At 71.3% G+C, this 16,016-nt stretch carries 16 protein-coding genes; 8 read left to right on the top strand and 8 right to left on the bottom strand.

The window, feature by feature from the left end:
* The first annotated feature begins 75 nt into the window (after positions 1-75).
* Complete coding sequence (locus OOK38_RS29480) at positions 76-996, top strand: DUF5829 family protein (RefSeq protein ID WP_266755608.1); 921 nt, start codon at positions 76-78, stop codon at positions 994-996.
* 82 nt (positions 997-1,078) lie between these two features.
* Here OOK38_RS29480 and OOK38_RS29475 read toward each other — a convergent pair whose 3' ends face one another.
* Positions 1,079-1,384, bottom strand: a complete 306-nt coding sequence (locus OOK38_RS29475) for a DUF1905 domain-containing protein (RefSeq protein WP_266755610.1) — start codon at positions 1,382-1,384, stop codon at positions 1,079-1,081.
* Between the two features lie 236 nt (positions 1,385-1,620).
* Here OOK38_RS29475 and OOK38_RS29470 point away from each other — a divergent pair, with 236 nt between their 5' ends.
* Positions 1,621-2,280: a hypothetical protein gene (locus OOK38_RS29470; protein ID WP_266755612.1), complete on the top strand. Its 660-nt coding sequence runs from the start codon at positions 1,621-1,623 to the stop codon at positions 2,278-2,280.
* 729 nt (positions 2,281-3,009) lie between these two features.
* Here the strand turns inward: OOK38_RS29470 and OOK38_RS29465 are convergent.
* On the bottom strand, positions 3,010-3,771 hold the full coding sequence (locus OOK38_RS29465; protein ID WP_266755613.1) for a hypothetical protein: 762 nt from the start codon (positions 3,769-3,771) through the stop codon (positions 3,010-3,012).
* A 234-nt stretch (positions 3,772-4,005) separates the two neighbouring features.
* On the opposite strand from OOK38_RS29465, the gene OOK38_RS29460 reads away from it, so the two are divergent.
* From OOK38_RS29460 to OOK38_RS29445, 4 genes are all read left to right on the top strand, one after another.
* Positions 4,006-5,205 (top strand): serine hydrolase domain-containing protein, encoded by a 1,200-nt coding sequence (locus OOK38_RS29460; protein WP_266755615.1) that lies wholly within the window; start codon positions 4,006-4,008, stop codon positions 5,203-5,205.
* A 108-nt stretch (positions 5,206-5,313) separates the two neighbouring features.
* Positions 5,314-6,039, top strand: a complete 726-nt coding sequence (locus OOK38_RS29455) for a GntR family transcriptional regulator (protein ID WP_266755617.1) — start codon at positions 5,314-5,316, stop codon at positions 6,037-6,039.
* A gap of 141 nt (positions 6,040-6,180) precedes the next feature.
* Positions 6,181-7,014 (top strand): alpha/beta hydrolase, encoded by an 834-nt coding sequence (locus OOK38_RS29450; RefSeq protein WP_266755618.1) that lies wholly within the window; start codon positions 6,181-6,183, stop codon positions 7,012-7,014.
* A gap of 80 nt (positions 7,015-7,094) precedes the next feature.
* Positions 7,095-7,916 (top strand): alpha/beta fold hydrolase, encoded by an 822-nt coding sequence (locus OOK38_RS29445; RefSeq protein WP_266755620.1) that lies wholly within the window; start codon positions 7,095-7,097, stop codon positions 7,914-7,916.
* 340 nt (positions 7,917-8,256) lie between these two features.
* Here OOK38_RS29445 and OOK38_RS29440 read toward each other — a convergent pair whose 3' ends face one another.
* Positions 8,257-9,249, bottom strand: a complete 993-nt coding sequence (locus OOK38_RS29440) for a class I SAM-dependent methyltransferase (protein WP_266755621.1) — start codon at positions 9,247-9,249, stop codon at positions 8,257-8,259.
* A gap of 54 nt (positions 9,250-9,303) precedes the next feature.
* Between OOK38_RS29440 and OOK38_RS29435 the strand changes: the two genes are divergently transcribed.
* Positions 9,304-10,908, top strand: coding sequence for an alpha-amylase family glycosyl hydrolase (locus OOK38_RS29435; RefSeq protein WP_266848943.1), 1,605 nt, complete (start codon positions 9,304-9,306; stop codon positions 10,906-10,908).
* 68 nt (positions 10,909-10,976) lie between these two features.
* On the opposite strand, the gene OOK38_RS29430 is transcribed toward OOK38_RS29435, so the two are convergent.
* The gene (locus OOK38_RS29430) at positions 10,977-11,342 is read right to left on the bottom strand and encodes a MerR family transcriptional regulator (protein WP_266755625.1); all 366 of its coding nucleotides are present in this window, start codon (positions 11,340-11,342) and stop codon (positions 10,977-10,979) included.
* A 150-nt stretch (positions 11,343-11,492) separates the two neighbouring features.
* On the opposite strand from OOK38_RS29430, the gene OOK38_RS29425 reads away from it, so the two are divergent.
* Complete coding sequence (locus OOK38_RS29425) at positions 11,493-11,966, top strand: hypothetical protein (RefSeq protein WP_266755627.1); 474 nt, start codon at positions 11,493-11,495, stop codon at positions 11,964-11,966.
* A 327-nt stretch (positions 11,967-12,293) separates the two neighbouring features.
* Here the strand turns inward: OOK38_RS29425 and OOK38_RS29420 are convergent, their stop codons facing one another.
* The 4 genes from OOK38_RS29420 to OOK38_RS29405 form a co-directional block, all read right to left on the bottom strand.
* The gene (locus OOK38_RS29420; protein ID WP_266848942.1) at positions 12,294-13,544 is read right to left on the bottom strand and encodes an RNA polymerase sigma factor; all 1,251 of its coding nucleotides are present in this window, start codon (positions 13,542-13,544) and stop codon (positions 12,294-12,296) included.
* On the bottom strand, positions 13,541-13,882 hold the full coding sequence (locus tag OOK38_RS29415) for a YciI family protein (protein WP_266848940.1): 342 nt from the start codon (positions 13,880-13,882) through the stop codon (positions 13,541-13,543). Before OOK38_RS29415 ends, OOK38_RS29420 begins: the two co-directional genes overlap by 4 nt.
* The gene (locus OOK38_RS29410; RefSeq protein ID WP_266755632.1) at positions 13,879-14,625 is read right to left on the bottom strand and encodes a nuclear transport factor 2 family protein; all 747 of its coding nucleotides are present in this window, start codon (positions 14,623-14,625) and stop codon (positions 13,879-13,881) included. The genes OOK38_RS29415 and OOK38_RS29410 overlap by 4 nt, the downstream gene beginning before the upstream one ends.
* A gap of 143 nt (positions 14,626-14,768) precedes the next feature.
* On the bottom strand, positions 14,769-15,992 hold the full coding sequence (locus OOK38_RS29405; RefSeq protein ID WP_266849384.1) for a cytochrome P450: 1,224 nt from the start codon (positions 15,990-15,992) through the stop codon (positions 14,769-14,771).
* Positions 15,993-16,016 lie beyond the last annotated feature (24 nt).

Genomic DNA, 16,016 nt, shown 5'->3' with positions numbered 1-16,016 from the left:
CCGGTTCGAAAAGAACAGCGGCTGGGCGCTCCCCGTCCTACGATCCCTCGCATGTTGATTCGCCGCACATTACGGATGATCATCGTGCTCGCTGTGGCCCTCACCGGTGCGATCGGGGGTGGCGTGGGGACGGCGCAGGCCGAGGAGAGCCGGTCGTCGCACGATCGGCAGTTGCTGTTCTACAACCACTCCTACGGTGTCCTCGACCGGGAGACCGCCGACGCCATCGAGCACTCCGACTATCTGCGGGACTTCGCCAACTTCCAGGTCCGCACCACTACCGGTACCGACGGACAGACCTGGACCGGTCGCTATCTGATGGGCCGCGAGACCTACGTCGAGTTGTTCGGGGTCGGTGACATCGCCGGCCAGGACGGCACCCTCGGCTCCGCCGGGCTGGGCCTCTCGACCGAGCGGGCCGGAGACTTGGCGACGGTCACGGAGCGGCTGAAGGACGAGGGCGTCGCCGACCCCGTCGAGTTCCTTCAGACGCGTGACTTCGGTGACGGCGTCCCCGTTCCGTGGTTCGACGCCATCCTCACCACCACCGAGTACGACGCCTTCGGAGCCTGGGCGATGGAGTACCGGCCGGAGTACTTCGCCGACCCGCGCGGCAACACCGAGCCGGCGAGCTTCCCGGGTGACGTCGGCCGGGAGCGCTACCTGTCCGACGACTACCGCACTCATCTGATGCGTGACGTGACCTCCGTTCACATCGCGGTCACCGAAGGCGACCTCGCCGACACCGTGCCGCTGCTGCGCGCCGGCGGGTTCGCCGTCCGGACCGTGCCGGACGGTGGCGTCGTCGCGGAGCGTGGCAGCACCACGCTTAGGTTCGACGCCGTGGCGCGCGCGGATGCGGGCCTGAAGCGGATCGAACTGTCGCTCAACCGGCCCGTGAAGGACCGTCGGGTGGAACGGATCGGTCACTCGAAGCTCGTCGTCGGCCCGGGCAGCCGCGCCGTGTGGACGTTCGGCGGCAGCGGCACCGAGTAGACCCAACCGCGAGAGCATCCCGGTCGACAGATTCAGGCCCCGCCCGGTCGCTGGTGCCGGGCCGGGACCGGGGCCGGGGAGCCTAGCGGGTTTGGGGTTCGTGGAGACGGACGGTCATCGTCACCGTCACGTCGTCCCCTGCCGAAAGGCCGCTCGGCTTGCGCACGGCGACCTTGAGCGGCAGCAGGTAGCCGCTGTCCTTGGGGAAGAGCGAGGTCTGGAAGGCGACCTCGCCGATCCGAGCCTCGACCGGGATCACGCCCCAGCCGTAGGTGGCGATCGCGGCCACCTCGCGGATGTCGGCGGCCTCCTCGTCCGGCACACGAACGAAGTAGTACGGCGACGGTCCGCGCCATTCGATCACTCGGCCGGAAAAGACAAACTCCATGAAGTCGGTTTCCTTCCTCGACGACGGCCAAGATACGCGATCCCCCGGCGAAGGTCCGTGGTCCTCTCACCCCTTGACGTAGTAGCAGTACGGCGCCACGGAGCGGAGGGACCGCCACCTCCAGGTCGGTCAGGGGCCGAACGCGGTCTTGGCCACCGCTTGCAGGGACCCACGACTGGAAGCAGCTCTGCGTCAACTCCGTTGGGCAGGCGTGCCGAAGTGTGGATCATGGAGCTGTGACGAAGTGGACGAAGAAAGCACCTCCGGTCGAGCAGCCATTTCCTGAGCCAGAGCTCTCCGCGTACCAACAGGCGTTGCGGGAACGGCTCCTCGCGGCTCCCGTGGTACCTGCACCCGAACCCTGGAGGCCCGTTGCCTTCGTCCCCGTCGGCGGGCTCCTCGGGATCGGCTTCGCGTCTTGTCCCGAGGACGGCCGCGATCTGGTGATGGTCGTCTCGCACGACGGGCACGGCCTCTTCGACGCCGTCACCGGGGAGAGGATCGCCAGGGACCGCGACCCCGACCCCGAGGACAGCACCCCCGACGCGGTCGCCGACCTGTCCTGCCCCGGACTGGGGCCGATCAGCGGGATTCGTGTGCGCATCGCGGGGCTTTTCGGCGGAGGACTTCACACCACCACCGCGGACGGTTGGACCCTGGAGGTCGTCACCCCGGCCTGGCCGAATGACCGTGTCCTGCTCTCCGGCGACGGCGGCCTGCCCCACTCCGGCCCCCACGGGGAACGGTGGTGGCACATCTTCCACTCCACCTACTCCGAACTCCGGGCTGTCGGCTTCTCGCCCTCCGGGCAGACCATCGCCGTCGCGACGAGCAGCGACATTTCGCTGTGGACTCGCAGGCCGGACCAAAGCCAACCCGGCAGCGCAGGTGACTGACCGCCCTCACTGCGATTCGAGTGCGGCCGATGCCCGGCAAGGCGTGCCCGGTCCGCCGACCTGGATGCAGACCTGGATGCAGACCTGGCTGCAGACCTGGCTGCAGACCGCTCGGTGCCAATCGCCATCCGGTTGCTGTGCAGCGTAGGGCGGCACGGCCAGGGACTGCCCCCGACGGCGTCCACTGGTGGACCGAGGACGATGGCCATCGCGCATCGCGCTCATCGATGGTCGGCACCAGCCGTACCTGGATCAAGGACCGCGAGACCTCGGCGGCTCACCCGTCGGTCTGAGCGCCGCGTTCGGCAGCGATCGTACGCACGGCCCTTGCGCAAGCTGCCCACCGCGCTCCATCACGGGTGCGCACGACCTTGACGGGCGGCTCCGCACACGTCCTGCCGTGCCACGTGCACCGGGCTTCCCGAAATGACACGCTTTCGGGGTCGAGCCCTTCGGGAAAGTCGGGCCATTCGTCAGCAGGCGTCATGGCACGACAGTAGTGAGCACCGGCACGCTACGGGGCAGTTCGGGTCGCCCGCTGCACGCGCGGGTCCTCCCGTCAGCCACCTCCAGCAGCGGGCGGGCGGAGACGGCGAGGGCCAGCTCTCCGTTGACTGCGTGGCAGGCATCCGACCTTCTCGGTCGGCTGCCGCCCCCGAGACGAACGAGCACTGCGTCCGTCGGTGTCGTTCGCAGGCCCGCCCGGCGTTTGTCCCGTGGGTGGGCTGTTCATGCGGCGGGCCAGGTGCCGAGTGCGTGGGCCAGCCGGTCGCTCTGCTCTCGGGTGATGCCCTGGGCGAGGCGGGTACCGAACCGGGGACTCAGGGGACCGTCGCAGTGGAGGATTCCCTCAAAGGGCAAGGGATCCTGTCCTCCTGAGAGCGGGGAGGCGCCAGAAAGCGTCCATTCAGCCGGCTCCCACAGGGGGTGGTCCGCGAGAAGCGCTTCCGCGGTACCCCGCGCCTCCGTCGCGGGAAGGCCCGCCTGCGCCAACGCGTCGCCGAGTATGTCCACGGCGTCCTCGGGCGTGTCCTGGTCCCCGAGCGTGGGCAGCAGCAGGAGCAGGCGTGCGTGTTCGGCGTGGACTCCCGGGGCGTCGAGGTCGGGCGTGCGGGCGATGTGGTGGAGCTCTCGCCAGGAGAGTCCGGGGCCGGCGTGGTGGCCGCCGACGGTGGTCAGATGGCCGTGCCGTCCCCATCCGGGGTGGGTGATGAAGTACTCCGTTCCCGGATCCTCGGGAATGTTGCAGCCGAGGACCATCGCGGTGTGACCGCCCGCGAACGGGATCCGGAAGACGGGCCATCGGTCCTCGTGGCTCAGCGCGTCCCAGGCCGCGTCGGCATCGGCCCCGTCGACACCGAACCACTCCGGAACGGGGTCGTAGTCCGCTGTCTGGCTCAGCCACATCAGGTAGGCCGCCCAGAACCCCGGCAATGCCAGCAGGTCCTCCCCCGCGACAACAGGGGCGTTCTCGAATCCCTCTATCAGCACCGACCCAGACTCTCACCCGCCTATGACAGTCCGTGCGGCGCTCGGGGCCCCACCAGGCACGGTTGTCTCCGATGGCCTCGCCCAGTGGGGAACCATGCGGGCGGCGGACGCCTGGACGCCTACGGCGGCGGAACGGCGCGTTGTCGTCCCACCGCTTCCCTCCGGTCCGACCAGTCGGTATGTTCAACGGGCCCGGCCTCATCCCACCACCCGCGGACGCATCACGGAGGGCCCATGACCCAGCAGACCCCCCTGGCAGAAGGCCATTGCGACCCGCGCTTCGCGGCGGTTCGCGACGCGTTCGAGGAGAACTTCCGCGACCGCGGGGAACTGGGCGCGGCGGTGTGCGTCACGCTCGGCGGGGAGACGGTGGTCGACCTGTGGGGCGGCTGGGCCGACGCGGCCCGCACCCGCCCGTGGGAGCGGGAGACGCTGGTCAATGTGTGGTCGACCTCGAAGGGGCCGACGGCGTTGTGCGCGCACATCCTGGCCGACCAGGGACTGCTCGATCTCGACGCCCCGGTGGCCGCGTACTGGCCGGAGTTCGCGGCGGCGGGCAAGGCGGGCGTACTCGTACGACATCTGCTGTCCCACCGGGCAGGGCTGTCCGGGCTGCGTGAGCCGCACACCTTCGCACAGCTCTGCGACTGGGAGTTGACCGTCCGGCGTCTCGCGGAGCAGGAGCCCTGGTGGGAGCCGGGGACCCGGTCCGGCTATCACGCGCTGACGTTCGGGCACCTGGTCGGCGAGCTGGTGCGCCGGGTGTCGGGGCTGTTGCCGGGCGCGTTCCTGGAGCGGGAGGTGACCGGGCCGCTCGGGATCGACTTCACCATCGGGCTGCCGGAGAAGGAGGCCGCGAGGGCGGCCGAGCTCGTCCACCCTCCTGCCGCATCGAGCAGCGAACAGGCCGCGGTCTTCGCCGAGTTGGCGCCCGCGGCGCTGGCGGCGCTCGCCAACCCGTCGGTCGGTGCCGCCGAGGCGAACACACCGCGTTGGCGGGCCGCCGAGATACCGGCCGCCAATGGCCACGGAACGGCGCGCGCGGTCGCCGCGTTGTACGGGATCCTCGCACTGAAGGGCACCTACGGCTCCCGGCGCGTACTGTCCCCGGAGGCGGCCGAGCGAGTGCGCGAAGGGCAGGGCCGTTGCCGCGACCTGGTGCTGGGCGCCGGGTTCGCGAGTGAGACGGAGGTCGGACTCGGGCTGTGGCTGAGCGGGGTCAACGGATCGTACGGACCCAACCCCAGGGCTTTCGGACACGACGGGTTCGGCGGCTCCTGCGGTCTCGCCGACCCGGAAGCGGGGGTCTCGCTGGGGTACGTGATGAACCGCATGGGCCCGCACATCGCAGACGACCCAAGGAAGATGGCGCTCGTCGACGCCCTGTACAGCGCCCTCCGTGAGCACAACGCGACCGCCCCGGACGCGGGTTGAATTCGGCCGAAGTCTCCGAACGCCCTTTCCTGGTGGTTTAGACCAATGCTAGATGTGGTGGCGCAATGAGCCCGCACGGCTACGTCTAGTCACCACGCAGGAGCGGACATGGCCCGCACCACCCCTTCATCCGACCACGAACCGCTCTACGCGCGGATCGCCGTACAACTGCTCGGCGAGCTGCGCGACGGAACCATCCCTCCCGGCGAACGCCTGCCGGGAGAGCGCGAGTTGGCCGGCCGTTTCGGCGTCAGCCGGGAGACCGTACGACAGGCGCTGCAGATGCTGCGACGCGGCGGTCGGGTCTCCACCGACCGGCGCGGCAGCCATGCGACGCTGCCCGCCACCGGCGCGGAGCCCGTCCCCTCCCTCGACTTCCCCGTCGGGGCGCACACCAGTGAACCGTGCGCCCGCCAACGGACCTCCGTGACCTGGGAGACTCCCCCACCGGAGCACGCCGAGGCCCTCGGACTCGCCCCGCGGCGGGCGACACTGGTCCACCGCTACGAGTCGGCCGCCGCCGACGGCAGCGGGCTGCGCACGGCCGTGACGTCCTTCTCCGCGATCGCGGTGACCGAGGTCGAGGAACTCGCCCGCTACCGCGACCGCGCGGACGGCCACGCGTCGGCTCAGCTGTCACGGGCCTACGACTGGATGCGCAAGGCGGGTCTGACCCTGCATCACCGGGACGCGATCACCCGGCTCCCGCAGTCGGTACGGGTCACCCGCCGCGTGCACGACCAGTACGACCGGCCTCTGGAGATCACCGACCTGACCGTGGACGCGCAACAGGACGCCCTCGTCTACGAGTTCACGCTTCCGGCGGCCGAGTGAACCCCGGGTGACGAAACACGGTCGAGACGGCGAACACGACGGGAGGGGTGGGGACTTCGCCCGGGGTCACCCACCCGTCCGGAGCTGGAATGCAGTCATCTGACCGATCCCAGCGGGGCTGTTCGCGTCTAGCGTCGAGACATGACCTCCAACGACGCACAGCAGATCGAGCGGGCCAACGCGACGGGCCGGACACCGGTCGTCTTCGTCCACGGTCTGTGGCTGCTGCCCAGCAGCTGGGACCGGTGGGCGACCCACTTCGAGCAGGCCGGATTCGCTCCGGTCTCGCTGTCCTGGCCCGACGACCCCGACACGGTCGAGGAGGCCAAGGCCCATCCCGAGGTCTTCGCCGGCAAGACGGTCGGTCAGGTCGCCGACCACCTGGAGAGCCTCATCGGCGGCCTCGAGAAGAAGCCCGCCGTCGTCGGCCACTCCTTCGGCGGCCTCCTCACCCAGATCCTGGCCGGCCGCGGCCGGTCCGCCGTCTCGGTGGCGATCGACCCGGCTCCGTTCCGGGGCGTCCTGCCCCTCCCGATCTCGTCCCTGCGCTCCGCCGCGCCCGTGCTCGGCAACCCGGCGAACCGGAACCGGGCCGTCCCGCTCACCTTCGAGCAGTTCCGCTACGGCTTCGCCAACGCGGTCGGGGAGGAGGAGGCCAAGGAGCTGTACGACACCTTCGCCGTGCCCGCGCCGGGCGCCCCGCTCTTCCAGGCGGCCACGGCCAACTTCAACCCCTGGACCGAGGTCAAGGTCGACACCGAGAACGCCGACCGAGGACCCCTGCTGATCATCTCGGGCGAGAAGGACCACACCGTGCCGTGGGCCATCGCCAACGCGTCGTACAAGAAGCAGCAGCGCAACCCCGGCGTCACCGAGATCGCCGAGATCAAGAACCGCGGCCACGCGCTGACCATCGACCACGGCTGGAAGGAAGTCGCCGACACGGCACTGGAGTTCGTCCGCCGTTTCGTCTGACCACCACCTCAACCGTGCGGCGCCCGCACGCCGCACCGCACCATCGCGCCATCGCGCCATCTTTCGAAAGGGAACAACCCATGAGCACGTTCACGACCTCCGACGGCACCGACATCTTCTACAAGGACCTGGGCAGTGGGCAGCCGGTCGTCTTCAGCCACGGCTGGCCGCTCAACGCGGACGCCTGGGAGGGTCAGCTGCGGCTGGTCGCCGAGAACGGCTTCCGCGGTATCGCGCACGACCGCCGCGGGCACGGCCGTTCGGCGCAGACGTGGCGGGGCAACACCATGGACCAGTACGCCGACGACCTCGCCGAGCTCATCGAGTCGCTCGGCCTCGACGACGTGATCCTGGTCGGGCACTCCACGGGCGGCGGTGAGGTGGCCCGCTACATCGGCCGGCACGGCACCGGGCGGGTCGCCAAGGCGGTCCTGCTGGGCGCGGTTCCCCCGGTCATGCTGAAGTCGGACACCAACCCGGAGGGCACGCCCATCGACGCCTTCGACGGCATACGCGCCGGGGTCGAGGCGGACCGCTCGCAGTTCTACCAGGAGCTGGCCACACCGTTCTACGGCGCCAACCGCGAGGGTGCCACGGTCTCGCAGGGCAAGCGCGACGAGTTCTGGCTGCAGAGCATGCAGGCCGGGCTGAAGGCGGCGTACGACTGCATCAAGCAGTTCTCGGAGACCGACTTCACCGAGGACCTCGCCAAGATCGACGTCCCGACGCTCATCGCGCACGGCGACGACGACCAGATCGTGCCGATCGGCGCCGCCGCGCTGAAGACGGCTCAGCTGGTCAAGGACGCGACGCTGAAGGTGTACCCGGGCGCCCCGCACGGCCTGGTGGGCGCGTTCGAGCAGGCCTTCAACGCCGATCTGCTCGACTTCATCCGCGCCTGACGGTCGACGCGGCCCACCCGGACGCCGTGACCGGCCTCGGCGAGTCCGCCGGCGGGGGGCGTGGGCCGACGTCCGCCGAGGTAGGAGAGTCCTCCGGGTCCGCGGGCCCGGAGGACTCGTCAGTGCTCGGGAGGCCGCCCGGGCACTCGGGACCGTGTGCGGCGGAGGCCGTCTGCCCTCCGGATGCCGGGAAGGGCGACCCGGCCCCGGCAGACGGCCCTCGCCCGCCCGACAGGGCCGACAGGGCCGACAGGGCCGACAGGGCCGACAGGGCCGACAGGGCCGACAGGGCCGACAGGGCCGACAGGGCCGACAGGGAAGCCTTCCCGAACCGGCCCCGTCATACGGCGCCGGAGGACCTCACCGAGGTGTCCTCGCGTGTGGCCACGACCATCCGGGCCCGCGGGCTGCCGTCCCGTCGGCGGCCGAACTCGGGCAGCGCGTGAAGTTCCGTCCGGAAGCCTGCCCGATCCAGTTCCCGCTCCACGTCACCGAGCCGGAACGCGCGGTAGTACATGACGAAGGTCGGACGCCGGACGGCATTGCGCACCCGCATCACCGTGTCGAAGCCCAGCAGGGCCCAGTACCACGGCGAGGTGGGCCGCGGCGGAGCCATGATCGGGAACGCGAAGCGTCCGCCGGGGCGCAGTACGGCGTGGACCCCGGCGAACAGGCCAGGCAGCTCGCGCGGCAGGAAGTGCCCGAAGGCGCCGAAGCTCACGACCAGGTCGAACGCGGGCCCGAAGGGAAGGGCGCGGGCGTCACCGCGCACCCAGGCGACCGACGGGCCGCCGTCGCCGCGAACCCGGGGCACGGACGGTGACCCGGCCCCCCGGACGGAGGCGACGGACGGCAGCGTGCCGCCCCGCGCCGGAGCGACTGACTCCGACCTGCCTCCCGGCGCCGGAGCGACGGACGGCGACCTGCCTCCCCGCGCCGGGGCGACCGGCTGCGGCCCGTCATCACGCGCCTCCGCCGAGGACGGTGAGCCGCCCTCGCGCGTCCTCACCAGGGACGATGGACCGTCGGCATCGGTGTCGAGCCGCTCGCGGCCGACCGTCAGCATGCCCGTGCTGATGTCGACGCCGGTGACGCTCTCCCGGCACAGTTCCCGCAGGATCTCCATGCCCGCGCCGGTGCCGCAGCAGAGGTCGAGTCCCGCGGTGAACGGTCCCATCGGCGCGAGGGCCCGTCCGACCGCGTCGAGGATCGCGTCCGGGGTCCGGAACGGCGTGTGATCGAACTTGGGGGCGAGCAGGTCGTAACCGTGTTCGATGGACGAGAGGCCCTGCACGGCCAGTTCGCGGAGGGTGGGACCTTGCGGCGTGAACATCTGGCCGAGCTTAGGGGCAGCGGGCGCCGGGTGCGCTGATCTATCGTCCCCGGCATGACCTCGTTCCGCCCCGCCCCCGCCTGGCTGGCCGACGCCGTCTTCTACCAGATCTATCCGCAGTCGTTCGCCGACTCGAACGGCGACGGCATCGGCGACTTCGACGGAATCGCCGAGCGCCTCGACCACCTCGCGTGGCTGGGCGTGAACACCGTGTGGCTCAACCCGTGCTTCGTGTCACCGTTCGGCGACGCCGGATACGACGTCGCCGACTACCTGGACGTCGCACCCCGATACGGCTCGTCCGACGACCTCGCCCGCCTCGTGGTCGAGGCCGGCCGCCGCGGCATCCGCGTACTCCTCGACCTCGTGGCGGGTCACACCTCCGACCAGCACCCGTGGTTCCGGGCCGCGATGGACGATCCGGCCGACGACCGGTACATCTGGGCGCCCGAGGGCGTCCCGGACGGCTTCGTCCCCTCCCCCGGAACCCGACCGGGGGCGTATCTGCCGAACTTCTTCGCCTTTCAGCCCGCCCTCAACTTCGGTTACGCGCGCACGCATCCGGACGAGCCGTGGCGCGGTCCGGTCGACGCGGAGGGCCCGCGTGCCAACCGTGCCGCGCTGCGCTCCGTGATGGACCACTGGCTGGGCCTCGGTCTGTCGGGCTTCCGCGTGGACATGGCCGCCTCGCTGGTGAAGGACGACCCGGACAAGAAGGAGACGGCCGCGATCTGGACGGAGTTGCGCCACTGGCTGGACGGCGCGCATCCGGACGCCGTGCTGCTCTCGGAGTGGGGCGACCCCGAGGTGTCCGTCCCCGCGGGGTTCCACACGGACTTCTTCCTCCAGTTCGGCGGGCCCACCGACGGACTCGCCCTGCGCTCGCTGTGGAGCAACGGCGAGGGCACGGTCAACGAGGCCTGGGATCCGCTCGACTGCTTCTTCGACGCCGAGGGCCGGGGCTCCCCGCGCCCCTTCGTGGACGCGTGGAGCCGGGCGGTGTCCGCGCTCGGCGAGGACGGATTCATCGCGCTCCCCACCTCCAACCACGACTTCTCCCGCCTCAACTGCGGCCCCCGCACGGCCGCTCAGCTCCCCGCCGCGTTCGCCTTTCAGATGACCTGGCCGACCCTTCCGGCGATCTACTACGGCGACGAGATCGGCATGCGTTACCTTCCGGGACTGCCCGAGAAGGAGGGCAGCGTGCTGGGGCCTCGCTACAACCGCGCGGGTTCCCGCACGCCGATGCAGTGGGACGACAGCCCCAACGCCGGCTTCTCCACCGCCCCCGCCGACCGCCTCTACCTCCCCATCGACCCGTCCCCGGACCGCCCGACGGTCGCCGCCCAACTGGCCGACGACACCTCGCTCCTGCATCTCGTACGCCGCCTCGTCGCCCTGCGCACCAGCGCCCCCGAGCTGGGGCCGGGCGGTTCGGTGGAGGTGGTGCACGCCGGGTACCCGTTCGTGTACGTGCGGGGCGGCCGCTACCTCGTCGTGATCAATCCACGCCGTGAGCAGGCGAGTTGCCGCTACGACGGCGCCACCGACGCCCGCCCTCTGGAAGGCGCCAGCGTCCGTGTCGCCGACGACGTCATCGACGCGCAGGGATTCGGCTACGGCGTCTTCGAACTCACCGGGCCGAGTGCTGGGCGCTGAGGGACGGTTCCCCTTCGCCCGTCGTGTTCGGCGCGCCCTGCCCCGGTCGACGATCGCGGCAGGGTGGTTCAGGCGAGCCGGCCGGCTGTCCGCAGCGGGCAGCCGGTGCCGACGCGTGTGGTCAGCTCGGTCCGCAGGGTGACCAGTTCGGCGATGCGGGCGTCAATGACCTGGATCTTCTCCTCGAACAGCGCGGACAGTGATTCAGCGGTGTCCGGCGCCTCACGCAACTCCTCGCCGTGCCGCGCGATCTCGGCCAGGGAGAACCCGAGGGCCTGCGCGGTGCGCACATAGTGCAGCCAGGGCACCGCCTCGGGTGGGAAGTCGCGATATCCGTTGGCCAGGCGGCGGCCTTCGACCAGACCGACCTTTTCGTAGAACCGGATCGTGTCTCTGGATATGCCTGCCTGCGCGGCGAGTTCACCGATGCGCATGACCCTCCGTCGGAGATCGGGGCTCGGGTTCGAGTTCGCGTTCGAGTTCGGGTTCGGGCTGGTTCGGGTTCAGGTTCGGGCTTGACCTTGGACCGTACTCCACTGTTTAGCGTGAGGCGTCGCTGCCACAAGACCAGCAGGAGTCTCACCGTGATCCGTCTTCCCGACCCCGCGCAACCCGCCTATCTCCACCTCGTACGAGCCAGTGCCTGGTACGACCTCGCCGTCACGGCGGGATTCGCGACGCCGTGGACCTACACGCTGGTTCACGACGCGCTGTCGTCATGGGGCGACGCGCTCGGCATGGGCACTCTGCCCGAACCCGACGCGTGGCAGACCCTGTTCGCGAATCTGATGGGCTCGGTCGTGGTCGTCTGGTCGCTTCTGCGCATCGTCCGAACCCAGCCGGAACACGGGCTGTTCGACGGCATGGCGCGCACCCTGTTCGCCGCGTGGCAGGCGTACGCCTTGGCCCAGGGAGTCTCTCGGATTCTGTGGCCGTTCTTCGCCGTCGAGGTGGTGTTCGGCGTCCTCCAGCTCGCGCCGTGGTGGCGACGCCGACGCACGGACCCGGCCGGCAGAGCAGCACGAGGGCGCCCCGACGGCGCGGGTCGGGCCTGGTGAGGTGGCCGAGGAAGCGGTGGTGACGGACAGGGTCAGCTTCCCAGGCGCAGGCCGGCCAGCCAGACGTCCGGGGTGCCCGGGCCCGCTTCCGCCGGTGGGGCCGACGGCGCGGGGCTGACGTCCTCGGGTCGTGCGCGGCGCGCGAGCAGCAGGCGGAGCGCGCGCCTGCCACGCGGCGCGGGGGAAGGGGAAGGGGAAGAGGCTTTCGGGGTGGATGTGGTCGTGGGGGCTGGGGCGGTCATCGGAGCCTCCGGGTGTCGGGTGGCCGGGGTCGGCAACCCGGCCGGCAGTCGCCCGGGGTGCCGTCACCTCACCGACGAAGGGCGCCTACGCCGATCGACACTCCGCGAGCCGCTTCTCCAGGAATCTCCGCTCGGACGCGTTCTCCACCAGTCCGAGCGCCCGCTCGTACGCCTCGGCGGCCTCCGCGGTACGACCGCCGCGACGCAGCAGGTCCGCACGGGTGGCGGGCAGCAGGTGGTAGGCGGCCAGCTCGCCCTCCTCCTCCAGTTCGGCGACCAGGGCGAGCCCGGCGTCGGGGCCTTCGGACATGCCCACGGCGACCGCCCGGTTGAGCCGGACCACGGCGGAGGGCACGAAGCGCCGGAGTTCGCCGTAGAGGGCCGCGATGTCGGCCCAGTCGGTCTCGTCGGCCGTGGCGGCGGTCGTGTGACAGGCGGCGATCGCGGCCTGGATCTGGTACGGCCCGGGGCGCCCGCGACGCAGGGCGGTCTCCAGGAGTGCGGCGCCCTCGTCGGCCTCCGGCCCGTCCCAGGCGCCGCGGTCCTGGTCCTCCAGGGTGACCAGGTCGCCCACCGCGTCGACGCGCGTGCCGCGCCGGGCGTCGTGGAGCAGCAACAGTGCGAGCAGACCGAGGACTTCGGGCTCGTCGGGCATCAGGCCGGCCAGGACGCGGGCGAGGCGGATCGCCTCGGCGCAGAGGTTCGTGCGCACCAGATCGGCGCCGGCCGTGGCGGCGTACCCCTCGTTGAAGAGCAGGTAGAGCACGCCGAGGACGCCCGTGGTGCGTTCCGGCAGAAGGTGCGCGGGCGGTACGCGGTACGGGATGCCCGCGTTGCGGATCTTCCGTTTGGCGCGCACCAGCCGCTGCGCCATCGTCGCCTCGGGGACGAGGAAGGCGTGCGCGATCTCGGGCGTGGTCAGTCCGGCCAGGGTGCGCAGGGTGAGCGCCACCCGGGCCTCGATGGGAAGCGCCGGGTGGCAGCAGGTGAAGATCAGCCGCAGCCGGTCGTCCCCGACTCCGCTGTCCTCGTCGAATTCCGGGTCGTACGGACCCTCGTCGCGCGCCAGCACCGCCACCTCCCGCAGCTTCTGCGCCCCGACCGCCTCCCGGCGCAGCACGTCCAGGGCGCGGTTGCGCGCGGTCGTCGTCAGCCAGGCGCCGGGGCGGCGCGGCACTCCGTCGCGCCGCCACCGGTCGAGTGCCTGGGCGAAGGCGTCCTGCGCGCACTCCTCGGCGAGGTCCCAGTCGCCGGTCACCCGGATGAGGGTGGCGACGACCTGGCCCCACTCCTCGCGGAACGCGGCCGCGACCGCCTCCTCGACGTCGTCGTTCACTCCCAGACCGGCCGCACCTCCACCGACCCGCCGTTCAGCGCCGCCGGATGCCGGGACGCGAGGGCGATGGCCTCGTCGAGGTCGGCGACCTCGATGATGTCGATGCCCGCGACGTACTCCTTCGATTCGACGAACGGGCCGTCGCTGAGCAGGACTTGGTCGCCCTGGACCCGGACGGTGGTGGCGTCGCTGGGGGGCCGCAGCCGGGCGCCGCCCCTCACGATGTCGCGGTCGCGCACTTCTTGGACGTACGAGGTGAACCGGGGGTCGTCGGCGATCTCCGCGGGACCGAGTTCCTCGCCGCCGACGGGTACGCAGACGAACAGGGCGTACTTCATGACGGGACCTCCTCGGCTCCCGGGATGCCGGCGACGACCGGCACCGACGTGTGCTGGTGGACGATCTGCCAGCGGTCGCCGGCCGCGCGGTAGCCCGTGGTGACGCGTGCGGTGGTGTCGAGCGCTCCGCCGTCGACGAGCGTGGCGCGCGTGCGCACCAGGGCGTGGCTGAAGGCGACGCTCTCGTCGACGCGCAGGCGGAAGTCGAGCACCTGCCGGTCGACGGGTCCCGCGAGCGTCGAGAACCACAGTTCCTCCGCCTTGCGCAGGGCGTCGACGCCGCTCTGTTCCAGGCCGCTCACGGGGTGGAACACCTCGACGTCCGGGGCGTAGCAGGCCATCGCCCGGTCGATGTCACGCTCGCGGGCGGCCTCGGTGAGCTCCGCGTCGAGGCGGCGGATCTCCGGCTCGGCGTCCTCCTCGTCCCAGAACGCGCGGACCTCCATGGCGCCGATGGTCGCGACCGGGTGTTTCGCCGCGGCCTGGATCGCCTCCTCCATGTCGGCGCAGTCGAGGATGTCGAAACCGGCGACGTACTCCTTCGTCTCGGCGAAGGGGCCGTCGGTGCGCAGCACCTCGCCGTCCCGCACCCGGACGGTGACCGCGTCGGCGGGCAGCCGGAGCCGGTGACCGTGCAGCCGTACGCCGCGCTCGGCGCCCAGCTCCTCGACCCAGGGTTCGACGGGCGCCATGCCGGAGGCGTCGGCGGTGTCGTCGCCGCAGACCAGCAGCATGTACTTCATGGTTCCTCCCGGTGCTCATGGGCTTCCTACACCCCACCGACGAACGGCGGCGCGGCGAATCGACACGCGGCGGTGATCTCTTTCGCCCGTGCGCGCCCCGGGGCACGCGCGGCCCGTGCAGGCGCGTACGCGCGTGCAGGCTGTCAGGGGCGGGAGGCTCCCGGCCGCACGGGAAGGGCCCGGACGCTGTTGCCCACGAAACTGGCGTGCCGGGTGAGCTCCGCCTCGGGCAGGGCGACGTCGAGGTCGGGGAAGCGGGTGAACAGCCGCTCCAGGGCGATGGTGGCCTCCATCCGGGCGAGCGGGGCGCCGAGGCAGTAGTGGGCGCCGTGCCCGAGGGAGAGGTGCCGGACGGCACCGGGCCGCCCGGGGCGGGTGATGTCGAAGCGGTCGGCGTCCGGTCCGTGAGCGGCCCTGTCGCGGCCCGCGGCCGAGTAGCCGGCGAGGACCGGCGTGCCCTGGGGAATGACGGTCCCGTCGACGGTCAGGTCCCGCACCGGGTAGCGGAACGGGAAGTAGCTGACGGGCGCGTCCCAGCGCAGGGTCTCCTCGACGACGTCCGCCCAGCTCGACTCGCCCTTGAGGACGGACTCCAACTGGTCCCGGTGCCCGCACAACGCCCGTACGGCGTTGGTGATCAGGTTCAGTGTGGTCTCGTGCCCGGCGATGATCATGAGTACCAGGGTGCCGATGAGTTCCTGCTGGCTGAGCCGGTCGCCCTCCTCGTCCCGGGCGGCGATCAGGGCGCTGGTGAGGTCGTCGCCGGGGTTCTCCGCGCGCGCGGTCGCGACGGCGACCAGCACGGCCACCAGTTCGCGGTTCGCCGCGACGACCTGTTCCGGACCGATGTCGGTGGCGACGACCTGGTTCGACAGATGGTGGAGCCGGTCGAGGTACTCGGCCTCGACGCCGAGGAGTTCGCCGATGACGCCCATCGGCAGGGGAAGCGCGAAGTGCCTCCGCAGATCGGCCACTCCCCCGCCCTCCTGTGCCGCCGCGTGCAGGCTGTCGAGCAGTCCGGACGTCAACTCCTCTATGCGGGGGCGCAGTTGCTCCACACGTCGTGCGGTGAACGCCTTGCTGACGAGGGAGCGCAGCCGCCGGTGGTCGTCACCGTCGGCGGTCGTCATCCCCTGCACGGTGGCGAAGGTCAGCAGTGGCCAGCCGTCGGCTATCCGTCCCTCGCGCAGCGCCGTGAAGTGCCGTGCCCCCTTGGCGACATCCGGGTGCGCGAGGAACTCCTTCAACGCGTCGTGCCCGAGCACCGCCACGCCTTCCACCGCACCGGGCAGCTCCACTGTCGCGACGGCGCCCAGCGCGAGCAGCCGCTCGTTGTCGGCGTGCGGGCAGCCGCCCGCGGGGTCCATGCGGTGCGGCGCGACGGGAGAGGT

Origin of the sequence: Streptomyces sp. NBC_00568 (genome assembly GCF_026341855.1) — a bacterium.
Lineage (GTDB): Bacteria > Actinomycetota > Actinomycetes > Streptomycetales > Streptomycetaceae > Streptomyces.
Note: the sequence above shows the minus strand (reverse complement) of the source record. Positions and strands in the feature narration are given on the sequence as shown.

Excerpts from the sequence above, each read along its gene's own strand:
- OOK38_RS29475 (WP_266755610.1), bottom strand. The coding sequence starts at position 1,384 with ATGGAGTTTGTCTTTTCCGGCCGAGTGATCGAATGGCGCGGACCGTCG.
- OOK38_RS29445 (WP_266755620.1), top strand. The coding sequence starts at position 7,095 with ATGAGCACGTTCACGACCTCCGACGGCACCGACATCTTCTACAAGGAC.
- OOK38_RS29430 (WP_266755625.1), bottom strand. The coding sequence starts at position 11,342 with ATGCGCATCGGTGAACTCGCCGCGCAGGCAGGCATATCCAGAGACACG.
- OOK38_RS29460 (WP_266755615.1), top strand. The coding sequence starts at position 4,006 with ATGACCCAGCAGACCCCCCTGGCAGAAGGCCATTGCGACCCGCGCTTC.
- OOK38_RS29410 (WP_266755632.1), bottom strand. The coding sequence starts at position 14,625 with ATGAAGTACATGCTGCTGGTCTGCGGCGACGACACCGCCGACGCCTCC.
- OOK38_RS29455 (WP_266755617.1), top strand. The coding sequence starts at position 5,314 with ATGGCCCGCACCACCCCTTCATCCGACCACGAACCGCTCTACGCGCGG.
- OOK38_RS29480 (WP_266755608.1), top strand. The coding sequence starts at position 76 with ATGATCATCGTGCTCGCTGTGGCCCTCACCGGTGCGATCGGGGGTGGC.
- OOK38_RS29440 (WP_266755621.1), bottom strand. The coding sequence starts at position 9,249 with ATGTTCACGCCGCAAGGTCCCACCCTCCGCGAACTGGCCGTGCAGGGC.
- OOK38_RS29450 (WP_266755618.1), top strand. The coding sequence starts at position 6,181 with ATGACCTCCAACGACGCACAGCAGATCGAGCGGGCCAACGCGACGGGC.
- OOK38_RS29435 (WP_266848943.1), top strand. The coding sequence starts at position 9,304 with ATGACCTCGTTCCGCCCCGCCCCCGCCTGGCTGGCCGACGCCGTCTTC.
- OOK38_RS29405 (WP_266849384.1), bottom strand. The coding sequence starts at position 15,992 with ATGGACCCCGCGGGCGGCTGCCCGCACGCCGACAACGAGCGGCTGCTC.
- OOK38_RS29415 (WP_266848940.1), bottom strand. The coding sequence starts at position 13,882 with ATGAAGTACGCCCTGTTCGTCTGCGTACCCGTCGGCGGCGAGGAACTC.